The 12,689-nt window shown below is 69.2% G+C and carries 12 protein-coding genes; 2 read left to right on the top strand and 10 right to left on the bottom strand.

The window, feature by feature from the left end; genetic code table 11:
* Positions 1-12: 12 nt before the first annotated feature.
* The 8 genes from JQ639_RS30590 to mobB form a co-directional block, all read right to left on the bottom strand.
* A complete protein-coding gene (locus JQ639_RS30590; RefSeq protein ID WP_211963478.1) occupies positions 13-1,299 on the bottom strand; it encodes a type II toxin-antitoxin system HipA family toxin in 1,287 nt (428 codons plus the stop codon).
* Entirely contained in the window at positions 1,289-1,624 is a 336-nt protein-coding gene (locus JQ639_RS30585) for a helix-turn-helix transcriptional regulator (protein WP_211963476.1), read from the bottom strand. The genes JQ639_RS30590 and JQ639_RS30585 overlap by 11 nt, the downstream gene beginning before the upstream one ends.
* A gap of 270 nt (positions 1,625-1,894) precedes the next feature.
* Complete coding sequence (locus JQ639_RS30580; protein WP_211963474.1) at positions 1,895-2,881, bottom strand: ABC transporter substrate-binding protein; 987 nt, start codon at positions 2,879-2,881, stop codon at positions 1,895-1,897.
* Positions 2,882-3,062: 181 nt separating this feature from the next.
* Entirely contained in the window at positions 3,063-3,833 is a 771-nt protein-coding gene (locus JQ639_RS30575) for an ABC transporter permease (RefSeq protein ID WP_211963471.1), read from the bottom strand.
* A complete protein-coding gene (locus tag JQ639_RS30570; RefSeq protein WP_211963446.1) occupies positions 3,830-4,630 on the bottom strand; it encodes an ABC transporter permease in 801 nt (266 codons plus the stop codon). The genes JQ639_RS30575 and JQ639_RS30570 overlap by 4 nt, the downstream gene beginning before the upstream one ends.
* On the bottom strand, positions 4,627-5,463 hold the full coding sequence (locus tag JQ639_RS30565) for an ABC transporter ATP-binding protein (protein WP_211963443.1): 837 nt from the start codon (positions 5,461-5,463) through the stop codon (positions 4,627-4,629). Before JQ639_RS30565 ends, JQ639_RS30570 begins: the two co-directional genes overlap by 4 nt.
* A gap of 356 nt (positions 5,464-5,819) precedes the next feature.
* Positions 5,820-7,076: a molybdopterin molybdotransferase MoeA gene (locus tag JQ639_RS30560; protein WP_211963441.1), complete on the bottom strand. Its 1,257-nt coding sequence runs from the start codon at positions 7,074-7,076 to the stop codon at positions 5,820-5,822.
* Between the two features lie 9 nt (positions 7,077-7,085).
* Entirely contained in the window at positions 7,086-7,613 is a 528-nt protein-coding gene (gene mobB / locus JQ639_RS30555; RefSeq protein WP_211963439.1) for a molybdopterin-guanine dinucleotide biosynthesis protein B, read from the bottom strand.
* Positions 7,614-7,825: 212 nt separating this feature from the next.
* Between mobB and mobA the strand changes: the two genes are divergently transcribed.
* Entirely contained in the window at positions 7,826-8,452 is a 627-nt protein-coding gene (mobA, locus tag JQ639_RS30550; protein WP_211963437.1) for a molybdenum cofactor guanylyltransferase MobA, read from the top strand.
* Positions 8,453-8,469: 17 nt separating this feature from the next.
* Here the strand turns inward: mobA and JQ639_RS30545 are convergent, their stop codons facing one another.
* Both JQ639_RS30545 and JQ639_RS30540 read right to left on the bottom strand, forming a co-directional pair.
* Complete coding sequence (locus tag JQ639_RS30545) at positions 8,470-10,413, bottom strand: molybdopterin biosynthesis protein (RefSeq protein ID WP_211963435.1); 1,944 nt, start codon at positions 10,411-10,413, stop codon at positions 8,470-8,472.
* A gap of 3 nt (positions 10,414-10,416) precedes the next feature.
* The gene (locus JQ639_RS30540) at positions 10,417-11,544 is read right to left on the bottom strand and encodes a molybdopterin-binding protein (RefSeq protein ID WP_211963433.1); all 1,128 of its coding nucleotides are present in this window, start codon (positions 11,542-11,544) and stop codon (positions 10,417-10,419) included.
* A 276-nt stretch (positions 11,545-11,820) separates the two neighbouring features.
* On the opposite strand from JQ639_RS30540, the gene JQ639_RS30535 reads away from it, so the two are divergent.
* On the top strand, positions 11,821-12,609 hold the full coding sequence (locus JQ639_RS30535; protein ID WP_211963431.1) for a serine acetyltransferase domain-containing protein: 789 nt from the start codon (positions 11,821-11,823) through the stop codon (positions 12,607-12,609).
* The last annotated feature ends 80 nt before the right edge of the window (positions 12,610-12,689 follow it).

Here is a 12,689-nt window from a genome sequence, read left to right as displayed (position 1 = left end):
ATCGATCGCCGGTTAATCGACAAGCCTGCCGATGACCTCGGGCGCATCGACAAAGGCGTAGGGATTGAGGAACTGGCGCCGCCACAGAAAATTCCGGTCGACCTCGCTGAGCCCGGCCTCATCGCACACCTGCTTCCAATAGTTCTTGATGGCCTTGATCTGTGCGGTCGCGACAAGGATCGCCTCGTCCTCGTTGAGCAGGAACAGCGGCGCGGCCTTCAGGCAGAGGGCGATCCGACTTGCGCGCTCCTGTCCCATGATGAGCATGGCTTGCGAGGCCTCTCCGCCAGTGCGGTTCTGCGGACAGATGTCGTAGGCCGGCGTGAGCGTCAGCTCCGCGCCGGTCCAGAATGCGGCGTGGTTTCGCGCGTGATCGTCGGTGTTGCCGGACAGGATGTTGAACAACAGCCTGCCGAAGAGCTCCTTCAAGGTCTCTCGCGGTGAGATGAAACGGTGACGGATGACGGTGGCAAGCCCCTCATAGCTCGCATAGCGGGCCATCATTTCGTCGAGCTCCAGTAGCGTGAGCGCCGAGACCATGGCCCTGCGGCGCCAGCCTTCCGGGGCTTTCTCGCGGTCGAAGCGCTCGATGAGCAGCACGTCCTTGCCCGCCGCACGCGTCAGGGTGACAGCAGACACCTTGAGACCGATGATGGACGCAAGGCGCATGGCGACGAATTCGGCCTTGACCACGCTGAAGAGGTCGTTCTGCGACGAGAACTTCGCTACGAACTTCTTGTTGCCGGACGTGATCATGGCTTTCGGCCGAGCGCCGCCGATGGAGCTTCCGTGGAGAAGCGCGCGGTCGAGCTCCGCCGTCAGCGGCACGCCTTGTTCGACCAGTGCAGCCGCGTTCAGCAACTCGTCGAGCGACGCCTCAGCGCTCCCGCGCGGCACATAGCTTGACGCCGAATCCTGGAAATCCAGTGCCCCGATGCGATCCGAACCTGACTCCAGAAGATAGGTCAGTTCGTTGAGGCTGCCGGGATCGATGTCTCGGCCGCCCCCGCCAAACTTGCGGTTGATGATGATCCGGCGGCCCCATGCGTCGGGGGCCGCATCACGAATGCAGTTGGGCATGTTGAGCCCGTTCAGGAGCGGTAGCAGGCCGCTGCGGAGCGGCAGCTCAGGCTCATAGAGCGCGATGGCGTTGCGCCGCGCGAGATAGCTCCGCCCGTAGTTGTAGACGAGCTGCTGGCCGCTAGCCGACAGGAGACCGGCGACGACGGGCTCGGTGCTGTCCGGCAGCCAGACCCACACATAGGCCTGAGTCTGGATCTGTTGTGACTCAGAAGTCATCGTCGGCCTCGGTGCGACGGCTGCGGACGGCCCTCGGCAGCAACGCCATCACTTCGCGCTGGGTCTCGACGTCGCGCGCCATCGTCGTCCGATCAGCGTCGAACAGGCGCACGCCGACGATCGCCGCGACCTCGAACACCGCGCCGATGGTACAACCGGGGTCCCCCGCCTCGATGCGCTGCATCAGGCCGCGCGAGATTCCTGCCCGTTCGGCGAGGGCCGCAACGGTCATGCGTCGCTCGATGCGCGCCTTCCGGATGAGCTGTCCCAACCGGGTTATGGCGTCCACCGCATAGGAAGACATGGGGCGGCTGACTTTGGGCATGCGCGATCCATAAACAGTTCACATGAACCCTAATGATCTACTTGTGGACCATTTCAGGACAAAAGTCAACATAGCGGTCTATAAATGGATCAATTTCGCCAATACGATCTATTTATAGATCATCTATGCCGCCAATTCGGCGTTCGTCAGTTCCATCCCACATGGTCCATCCCGCGCACGCCCGCAGGCATCGGCCCAAACGCTGCGACCGTACAATAGAAAAAGCCGCCGCAGCGCGGGGCTGCGGCGGCTGATGGGGTGTCGACGCACTCAGTTGTTGATCGGCGCGACGATGGTGGCGTGCTGGAACTGGCCGACGTTCATCTTCGGCAGCATGCCGGTGGCGGCGTAGATGTCGAGCATCGCCTGGATCGCCTCGAAGTTCGGCGCGGCGCCGGGGTCGCGGCCGAAGTCGTTGTTCTTGAGCAGATACGTCTCGAGCACGGCTGGCGGCGCCTTGATCACCTCGGACACCACCTTGACGGTCTCATCGCGGTCGGCGAGCGCCATCTTCATGCCGCGGGTGATGTCGGCGACATAGGCCTTCACGAGATCCGGGTTCTTGTCGACGAAGTCGGCGCGGCAGGCCTCGAGGATGTGCACGATGTTGGGCATCGCCTCCGACAGTGCGAACAGCTTGTGCATGCCGCCCTTGGCCTCGGCGCGCGCGGCGAACGGCTGGTTCATGTTGACGGCGTCGACGCGGCCCTGGCGCAGCGCGTCCTCGGACACGGCGAAGCCGACCTCGACCAGCTTGATGTCCTTCTCCGGATCGATGCCGTTCTTCTTGAGGATCATCGCGAACGGCCCGTAGGTGCCGCCGCCGAGCACCGAAATGCCGATGGTCTTGCCCTTGAGGTCGGCGACGGTCTTGATCGGAGAATCATCCTTCACCGCCCAGTACACCGAGAAACCGCCCGGCTTCTCATAGACGTGCTGGGCGACGATGTAGGCCTTGAGCCCGCCATTGACCGCACCATTGGCGAGCGACAGCACGCCCTGGGTGGCGCAGTCGAGCGCGCCTGCCGCGAGCGCCTGGGTCATCGGCGACGTGCCCTGGAACTGGGTCCACTCGATCTTGTAGGCCTTGCCGAGATCGGGGAATTTCTCAGGCCGGCGCATCATCCAGTATTTGGATTCCTCCGCCGGGATGGTCCAGCCGACACGGATGGTCTGCTGCGCCGAGGCCGCGGTGGCGGTCATGACGGCGCAGGCCGCCGCAGCCGTGGTGACGATCGTCCTGATGGTGTTGCGCATGTGGATCCCCTCGAAGCCGATTTTTGTTCGCGCTGATTTTGTTCGCGCCGATTTGTCAGGAGCCCGGCGCGTCTTGTTGTTCGTCGTGCTCGCCCCTCGCGATTGCCGGCGAGTGTTTCATGCTTCAAATGGCCCGGCAACCGGCAAATTCGTCCATGACCGCCTCATCGTATGACCACCGTCATGCATCCGGAAAGCCGCGCAGCAGCACCTTGCGCGCGCCGTACAACACGCCGTTGAGCGCGAGGCCGAGCAGCGAGATCGAGATCAGCGGCACGAACATGTCGACGGTCAGGAAGCTGCGCGACGCGCGCACCAGCAGGTAGCCGAGCCCGTCGGTCGAGGAGATCATCTCGGCGAGGAACACGACGATGCAGGAGATCACGAGGCCGATGCGGCAGCCGGTCAGGATCGAGGGCAGCGCGGCCGGCAGCACCACCTTGAACAGGATCTGGTGCGGCTTGGTGCCGGCGGCGAGCGCCGACCAAACCAGCTTCTGCTCGACCATGGTGGCGCCGTAGTAGGTCGACAGCAGGATCGGGAATAGGGCATCGGCGGCGACCAGCGCGACCTTCGAGGCGTGGCCGAAGCCGAGCAGCAGCAGCAGTGCGGGATAGAGCGCGACCTTCGGCACCGGCGCCAGCACACGCACGATCGGCCGCACCACCGCGCCGACGGTACGGTTGACGGCGGCCGACAGCCCGATGCCGACGCCGAGGATCACGGCGATGGAGAAGCCGATGAACAGCCGCAGCAGCGTGGCGCTGGCCTGGGCGAGGAAGTCGCTGCTCGAGGTGATCTGCGCCAGCATGCGGCTGAACACCAGCGTCGGCGGCGGCAGCAGCGCCTGCGGCGCATAGCCGAACGCGACGATGGCCTGCCACAGCGCCAGCAGCAGCGCGATGGGAACGATGCCGAGCGCGACGTCGCGCGCGATGCCCTGTGCCTTCATGAGAAGCTCAACGGCAGGTCTTCGCGCGTCGCCTCGGACCATGCGACGAGCGCGCGGCGCAGCTTGTCGAACGCCGCATCGAGCACGATGCCGAGCGCGCCGATGATGATGATCATGGCGAACACCGTGTCGTACTGCCCCATGTCGAGGGCGTTGAACAGGATGTTGCCGGCGCCGGACTTGCGCGCGATCATCTCGCTGGTGACCATGGTGATCAGCGCCAGCACGAGACCGGTACGGCAGCCGGCGAGGATCTCCGGCAGCGCCGCCGGCAGCACCACGCGCAGCATGCGCTGCAGCGCCGACATGCCCATCGCCGCGCCCGACCAGATCATCTTCTCCTCGACGGCGCGGGCGCCCTCGAAGCTGTGGTAGATGATCGGCAAGGTCACCGCGAGGAAGATCACTAGCGTCTTCGACAGATCGCCGACGCCGAGCCACAGCATGATGATCGGCATCAACGCCGCCTTGGGCACCGGATAGGTCACCATCAGCAGCGGATTGAAGAACGACGCCACCGCATTGACGCGGCCCATGGCGAGGCCGAGCGGAATGCCGACCACGACGGCCGCGGCGAGCCCGATCACCATGCGGCGGATCGAATCGAGGATGTTGAGCAGCGTCTCGTGGTCGCTGAGGAGTCCTGGCACCGCGCGCAGCGCGTCGAGCGCCGACGGCACGCTGTCGGTGGCGAGCATCAGCGATCCGAGCTGCCATACCACCAGCAGGCCGATGCACGCGGCAGCCGGCGCGAGACGCGCGATCCAGACCCGGCGCCGGTCGGCGGCCGTGCTCATGCGTGCAGCTCGTCTTCGGGGACGTCCTCGATCAGGCGCTCGATATCGACGATATACTTCTGGTAACGCGGGTCGAGCAGCAGGTCGGCGCGGCGGCGCGGCCGCGGCAGCTCGATGTCGATGACCTGCTTGATGCGGCCCGGCGAGCGGGTCATGACGATGACCTTGTCCGAGAGATACACCGCCTCGTCGACCGCATGGGTGACGAACAGCACGGTCTTGCGGTCGCGCTCCCAGATGTCGAGCAGGTCGTTCTGCAGGCGGGTGCGGGTGTGAGCGTCGAGCGCACCGAACGGCTCGTCCATCAGCAGCACGGCAGGGTTGTAGGCGAGCGTACGAGCAATTGCCACGCGCTGCTTCATGCCGCCCGACAACTCCTTGGGATAGAAGTTCTCATAGCCCTTGAGGCCGACCATGCCGATCAGGCGTTTGGCGCGCTCCTCGGCTTCGGCACGGCTAACGCCCTGCTGGCGCAGGCCGTAGCAGACATTGCCGAGCACCGTCTTCCACGGAAACAGCGCGAATTCCTGGAACACCGGGCCGCGATCCGGCCCCGGGCCGGTGATCAGGCGATCCCTGACCTTGACGGTGCCGGAGGTCGGCTTGACGAAGCCGCCGACGATATAGAGCAGTGTCGACTTGCCGCACCCCGAAGGACCGAGAATCGAGACGAAGGCGCCTTCGGCGATCGACAGCGAGATGTCGGACAGCGCCAGATGGCTCTTGCGGCCGGCGGTCTGGAAGCTCTGGGAGACGCCGGCGATCTCGATCATCGCGGGCGCAGACGCCGCGGCCGGAGGCGGAACATCCTGACGAAGCGAAGCGGGCCTCATGCGCGCCCCTCGCTGGCCGTCAGGCCCGTCATCAGCAGGACCGTCGGTTTCACCATCCGCTCTCCTTCCGAACTTTCCTCACTGTAGCGCAAACCACGATTTGTTTTAAGATTAAAATTAACGCGCCCTGCCCACCCCCGATGCCGGGAGACTGGGCAGGTCGCCGGGCTTGCGACGGGGGCGCAACCTGTCACATCGACGCGCCAGGGGCAATTCCGGCGGCGATGGTCCTGTGCATGGCGCGCGACACGGCGTTTCGCGCCATGCCGAGCATGCCGGCGCGCGGCTGCGATGTCGCGCTGGCGGCGTAGCAGCAACGCTCCGCGAGGGCACGCCGGACCGCACTCCTCCGGCGCTCAGGTCAGCGTCGCATAAGCCAGGAATCCGACGACATCGCCCGCCGCCACCTGCGTGACGTCTTCGCCGAGCTCGACGAGGCCGTCGGTCTCCACCAGCGACGACAGCAGGCCCGCGCCCTCGCGCGGGAATTTGACGGCCTCGAGCTGGCCGTCGCCGCCGCGGCGCAGACGGGCGCGGACATATTCGCGCCGGCCCTTCTTCTTGCGATAGGAAAACGCCGCACGCACCGGCAGCGCCACGGGCCTGCGCCACGCTTCGCCGGCCAGCGCCGCGATGGTCGGCCGCACGACATGGACGAAGGTGACGAAGCTCGCCACCGGATTGCCCGGCAGGCCGATCAGCGCCGCGCCCTTGACGACGCCCATCGCCACCGGGCGGCCCGGCTTGATCGCCATCCGCCACAGCACGAGATTGCCGATGCTTTCGAGGCCGGCCTTGACGTGATCTTCCTCGCCGGTCGAGACGCCGCCGGAGGTGACGACGAGATCCGCCGTATCGGCCGCCGCCGCGAGCGCTGCGGCCAGCGCGGCGGGATCGTCACCGACGATACCGACATCGTTCACCACGCAGCCGAGCCGCCGCAACATCACACTCAGCATCACGCGGTTGGAATCGTAGAGCTGTGCCGCGCCGCGCGCAGCGCCCGGCGCCACCACCTCGTCGCCGGTCGACAGCACCGCGACACGAAGGCGCCGGCGCACGGTGACCTGCGTCAGGCCGAACGCGGCGAGCAGCGCGATATCCTGCGGCCGCAACCGCGCACCCGCGCGCAGGCCGATCGCCCCGGCGGCGACATCCTCGCCGGCAGGCCGCACGTTGGCGCCCGGCGCGAGCCCGGACGGCAGCACGACGCGGCCCTGCGCGTCGAGCTGCACGTCCTCCTGCATGAACACGGTGTCGGCGCCCGCCGGCATCGGCGCGCCGGTGAAGATGCGCACGGCTTTGCCCACGGTCGCGGCCTGCGGCGCGGCGCCGCCGGCCACGACACGGCCGCTCACGACGAAGGCACGCGGCTCGCCCGCGGGCAGGTCACGACTCGCCAGCGCATAGCCATCGACGGCGGAGTTGGTGAACGGCGGCAGCGCCAGCGGCGCGACGACATCCGATGCCAGGACTCGACCGTCGGCATCAGCGAGCGCCACCGTCTCGACCTCGGCGACGGCGGTCACGCGCGATGCGATGGTCGCCACCGCGTCGTCGACCGACATCATCGGTCCGCCGAAAGCAAAACAATCCTGAGACAGCTGCGCCATGCGTCCAGTCTACAGCTCCGGACTCCGACCGGCCAGCACATCCGCAATCGGGATCGCCGATCGCTCGATCAGCCTTGCGATGGCAACGATATCGTCGAGGTGCGCCACCGGCAGGTGCGTATCGACCGCGGCATCGGTCGCAAGGCCGACAATCGCCGCATCGCCGGGAAACAGCCAGTCCTTGCCGTTGGCGGCGCGGTGCACCTCGATCTTGCGATGGGGCGCGGCCTTGAAGCCTTCGACGATGACGAGATCGACCGGCGACATCTTCTGCAGCAGTTCGGCGAGCGGCGGCTCGTCGGCGCCGCGCAGCTCGTGCATCAGCGCCCAGCGCCGCGCCGACGACACCAGCACCTCGCTGGCGCCCGCCTCGCGATGCTGCCAGGAGTCCTTGCCGGGCACGTCGACATCGAAAGCATGATGAGCGTGCTTGATGGTCGAGACGCGCAGGCCCTGCGCGACGAAATGAGGAATCAGGCGCGTCAGCAGTGTCGTCTTGCCCGCGCCGCTCCAGCCTGCCAGTCCGATCAGCCGCATTCCGGTCCCTGCCTCGTCCACCCGTTCGCGTTGCACAATGCCCGCTCGGCGCGCCGGCGCAAGCCGGCCTCCGACGCAACACGATAACACCATGTTCCACAAGGTGCCGAACCGGCCCGCACGCTGTGCCCGCGCCCTTGCTCCTTTTGACGGATCAGTCCTGCCGCACAAGGGCGTTGCAAAGACCGCCGGCCGCGCTCTATCAATCCTGCATGGCGGATTTCCCACCAACGCCCGGCGTGGTGCTCGCCGGTGGACTCGCGCGACGCATGGGCGGCGGCGACAAACCGATGCGCACCATCGGCGGCCGCACCATCCTCGACCGCGTCATCGCGCGGCTGGAGCCGCAGTGCGACGGCCTCGTCATCAACGCCAACGGCGATCCCGGCCGCTTCGCGGCCTTCAACCTGCCAGTGGTCGCCGACAGCGTCGGCGACTTTCCCGGGCCGCTCGCCGGCATTCTCGCCGGCCTCGATTGGGTCGCCGCTCACCACCCGGGCGTCACCTGGGTGCTGAGCGCCGCCGGCGACTGCCCGTTCCTTCCCCGCGACCTCGTCGCGCGGCTGCATCGCGGCCAGCGCGAGCACAACGCCCAGATCGCGGTGGCCGCCTCCGGCGGACAGACCCACCACACCATCGGGCTGTGGAACGTGTCGCTGCGCGGCGACCTGCGCCATGCGCTGATGGTCGACGAGTGCCGCGCGGTGCACCGTTTCACCGCGCGCTACCGCCTCGCCGTGGCGGACTGGCTCGATGTGCCGCTCGACCCGTTCTTCAACGCCAACACCACCGAAGACCTCGACGCCGCCGAGCACCTCGCCAGCCGCGACGGGCATTGATGCGCCCATGAGACGCCTCATGCCGGCGTGAAGCCGGCGTCGCGCAGCGCCTGCCGCGTCGGCTCCGCCGCAAGCGCCGCGAGAAACGCCTGCACCGCCGGACGGTCGCGCCGTGCTTCGACCAGCGCGAAGTCATAATGCTCTTCCGCCAGCGGCAGGAAGCCGAGGCCCGCGGCCTTCGCCACCGGCGCGATGGTGACGCCCCAGTCGGCGCGATGCTGCGCCACCGCGGCGGCGACCGCGTTGTGCGAGCGCGGCTGGTTGAAGTAACCGTCCGGCCGTACGCCGCCGAGCAGGCGGTCGATCAGGATGCGCGTGCCAGCCCCCTGGTTGCGGTTGACCATCAGGCATGCGGGGTCGGTGAGCGCGGAGGCCACCGCGGCCTGCGGCGTGCGGCCTTCGAAACGCGCATCGCCCGGCCGGAACACGACGCCCTGCATGCGTCGCCAGCCCGGCACGAGCACCAGCCCGTCGGCCAGGAACGGTGTGTTGTAGCTGTCGCTGGCCTCGTCGAGGAGATGGATCGGCGCGAGATCGCATTCGCCGCGCTTGGCCGCCGCGAGGCCGCCAAGGCTGCCGACCGCGATGCTGCGCACCAGCAGACCCGCGCGCGCCAGTGGCGCGGTGGCGATGTCGAGCCCGGTGCAGTGGCTGCCGATCACGACGAGATCCGGCACCCGCACATGGGGCGTGAACAGCATCACCTGCGTCGCCGTTCCCGCCGGCAGGTGGTCGGCGAGGGCGTCGATCCTGAGAAAGCCGTCGGCCTGCGCGAACGACGTGATCGCGCCGGAGCCCTTGCCCGAGGGATAGGCGATCAACCCCTCATGGCCGGCGACCAGCGACACCATCACGAACTCGGTGCGGCCGAGCTCGGAGGCAATGCGCACCGGCACGGTGGCGTCGACCTTCGCATCGGTGCGCGGCGGCAGGCCTGCCATGCGCCGCAGCACCGGCACGATCATGTCATGGAAGGTGAACATCGCCGAGGTCGGAAACCCCGGCAGCACCACCACCGGCGTGCCCTGGCACACCGCAAGGCATAGCGGCTTGCCGGGCTTGAGCGCGACGCCATGCGCAACGATGCCCGGCGCGCCGAGGCTGCCAATGATGCGGTGAGACAGATCGCCCTCGCCCTTCGACGTGCCACCGGACAGGATCACCATGTCGTGGTCCGCAATCGCCTGGCGCAGCGCCGCTTCCAGCGTCACCGCATCGTCGGGAAACGCGCCGAGGAAGACGGCGTCGCCACCATTCTCGATTACCGCCGCGGTGACGATGGCGCCATTGCTGTCGTAGATCGCCGCAGGACGCAGCGGCGCGCCCGGCTGCACGAGTTCGTCGCCGGTGGACAGCACCGCGACGCGCGGCCGCCGCACGACGTCGACTTCCGCGATCCCGCACGCCGCCAGCATGCCGATCTCGCGCGAGCCGATGACCGTGCCGGCACGCAGCAGCGTCTCGCGCTCGGCGATGTCGGAGCCGGCATAGGCGATGAACTGCCCGGGGGTGGCGGCGCGGCGCACCTCGATGGCATCAGCGCCGTGCGGCTGGGTGTGCTCGACCATGATCACCGCGTCCGCACCACGCGGCACCGGGCCGCCGGTGGCGATGACGGTGGCCTCTCCCGACGTCACCGCGCGCACAGGCGCGACGCCGCAGGCGATGGTCTCGCCGGTGAGCGCAAGCGTGACGCCCGCAGCCTCGCCGGCGGCGGCGGTGTCCGCCGCCCGCACCGCGAAGCCGTCGACATTGGCGCGGTCGAACGGCGGCACGTCGCGCGGCGCGACCACATCCGCGGCGAGCGGCCGGCCGAGCGCGGCGGCGAGCGTGCGCGTCTCCCGCGGCAGCGGCCGCGGGAACAGCGCCGCCTCGAACCGCGCCAGTGCGTCCTCGCGCGACAGCACGGACAGGAACTGGTCCTGATCGCGGCCGGGGGACTCCGACGTCGGCTTCGACATGACTCAGACGCCTTCGCGCAGGGGAGAGCCGCCGACCGGCGTGCCGGTGGCAAAGCCCTCGCTGTGCGCCGGCACCGCGAGCCAGGCGTCGGCGGCGGCGAGCGCTCGCAGCGGCAGGTCGCCGACGGCGAGCGGCAGCCAGCCCTCGCCCGCGTCCTGCAGCAGCACCAGATCGGTCATGCCGACGGTCGAGGCGATCTTGCGAAGCAGCGGCTTGACGGCGGCGCGGCGCGGCAAGCGGCCGCTGAGCCGGTCGAGCACCGGCTGCACGAGCGTCCACCACACCGCGAGCGCCTGGTCCGGCGCACCAGGCACCGCGACCACCGGCATGGTGCCGATGCGACCGGCCGCGGCGGTGCGGCCCGGCTGCAGCGCAAGGCCGTGGATCAGCGTGGCATGCGCCGCGAGCGCGGCAACCGCGGCATCGTTGCGGCCGGCGCCGGTGCCTCCGACGGTGATCAGCAGATCGCAGTCCGCGCCCGCGATCGCCTTGCTCACGGACGCGGCGTCACGGCCGGCGGCGACGGTGCGGTCGAGTTGCGCGCCGGCGCCGCGCAACTGCGCCGCGACGAGGCCGATGGTGGTGGCATTGCCGCGCGTGGCGGGCACGTCGATGATGCGCACCCGCGGCCGCCGCACGCTGACTTCGCCCTGGCCGGCGCGGCGCGCGATCATCTCGTCGACGACGCCGATGCGACGACCTGCCACCAGCGCGTGCCCGCCGGCCGGCAGATCCTCGCCGACCCGGCGCACGCCGGCGCCGGGGATCGCGTCCGCCACGGCCTGCGTCAGCGGCCCCGCCTGTTCGATCGCGCCGGCATCGAGCACGCAGTCGCAGCCCTCGGGCAGCACATCGCCGGCCTCGACCCACACCGGCGGCGCTGACAGCGGCACCGGCGTGTAGGACGAGGCGCCGGCGAGATCGACCGCGCGCAGCGCAAAGCCGTCGGTCATGGCAATGCTGCGCGCCGGCAATGCGGCGGCGAGCGGCGGCATCGCCGCGGCGATGCTGCCGAGCGCATCGGCGACATCGAGGTCGATCGGTGCGACGGGCGCGAGTTCCGCGAGCAGCAGCGCGAGCGCGGCATCGAGGCCGGTCAACGCCGCGGCCTGGCGCTGGCCGCCGGTCATGCCGCCCCGCCGCGGGGGCTGAACGTGGGGATGTGCGTCGTGGTCATGCGAATCCTCGCTCCGTTGCCTGACACTACCGCCGAATCCACCATTGCATTGTGTTGGCCGCGGGCCCATGCGTCCAGCCGCCTCGCACCGTCCGGCGTGCGCCACACGACACCGGCCGGCGCAAGACCACCGCGCGCAAGGCAGCCCGGCGCGGACGGCGTTGGCAGGCGGCCGCGCCGTGATAGGGTGCCGCGCCGCGGGATTCGCCCGCCGGGAGACCGTGAGACCATGGCGCTGGCCAGGGCCGCCGAACACGCCTCGCTGTGGGACGTCGTCCGCGACGACGCCCAGGCGCTCGCGCGCGGCGAGCCGGCGTTCGCCGCCTGGATGCACGAGGCGATCCTCAACCATGATGACCTCGGCGGCGCGCTGGCACAGCTGATCGCGGTGGCGATCGGCGGCGACAGCGACGACCGCGCCACCATCCGCCGCATCGTCCACACGGCCTATCGCAGCGCCCCGGCACTGGCCGCGACCGCCTGCCGCGATCTCGCCGCGCCGCTGGCGCGCGACCCGGCCTGCCCGGGACCGCTGCATGTGCTGCTGCACTTCAAGGGCTACCTCGCGCTGCAGGTCCACCGCGTCGCGCACCGGCTGTGGCTGGAAGGCCGCCGAGAGCTGGCGCGCGAACTGTCGGTGCGCACGGCGCGGGCCCTGCATGTCAGCATCCATCCCTCCGCCGTCATCGGCGGCGGCGCGTTCATCGATCATGGCACCGGCGTCACCATCGGCGCCGACGTCAGCATCGGCGACGACCTGTCAATGCTGCAGGGCGTGACCGTCGGCACCGCGCCCGATGCGCCGGGCGCCCCGCGCATCGGGCACGGCGTGCTATTGTCGGCGGGCGCCATCGTGCTCGGCGGCATCGACGTCGGCGACTACGCCAAGGTCGGCGCCGGCTCGCTGGTGACGTCCGACGTGCCGTCCGGCTGCACCGCGGTCGGCGTACCGGCGCGCCTCGTCAACTGTTCGCCCGACGTACGGCCAGCATCAAGCATGGACCAGTCGCTGCCGTAGAGCTGCAGCGGGCAGCGCCCCGGATATCGCTGCGCTCATCGGGGCTGCGGGCACCGCTGTCGCTCCATCGTCTGCAACGC

Source organism: Bradyrhizobium sp. U87765 SZCCT0048 (genome assembly GCF_018131225.1).
Lineage (GTDB): Bacteria > Pseudomonadota > Alphaproteobacteria > Rhizobiales > Xanthobacteraceae > Bradyrhizobium_A.
Note: the sequence above shows the minus strand (reverse complement) of the source record. Positions and strands in the feature narration are given on the sequence as shown.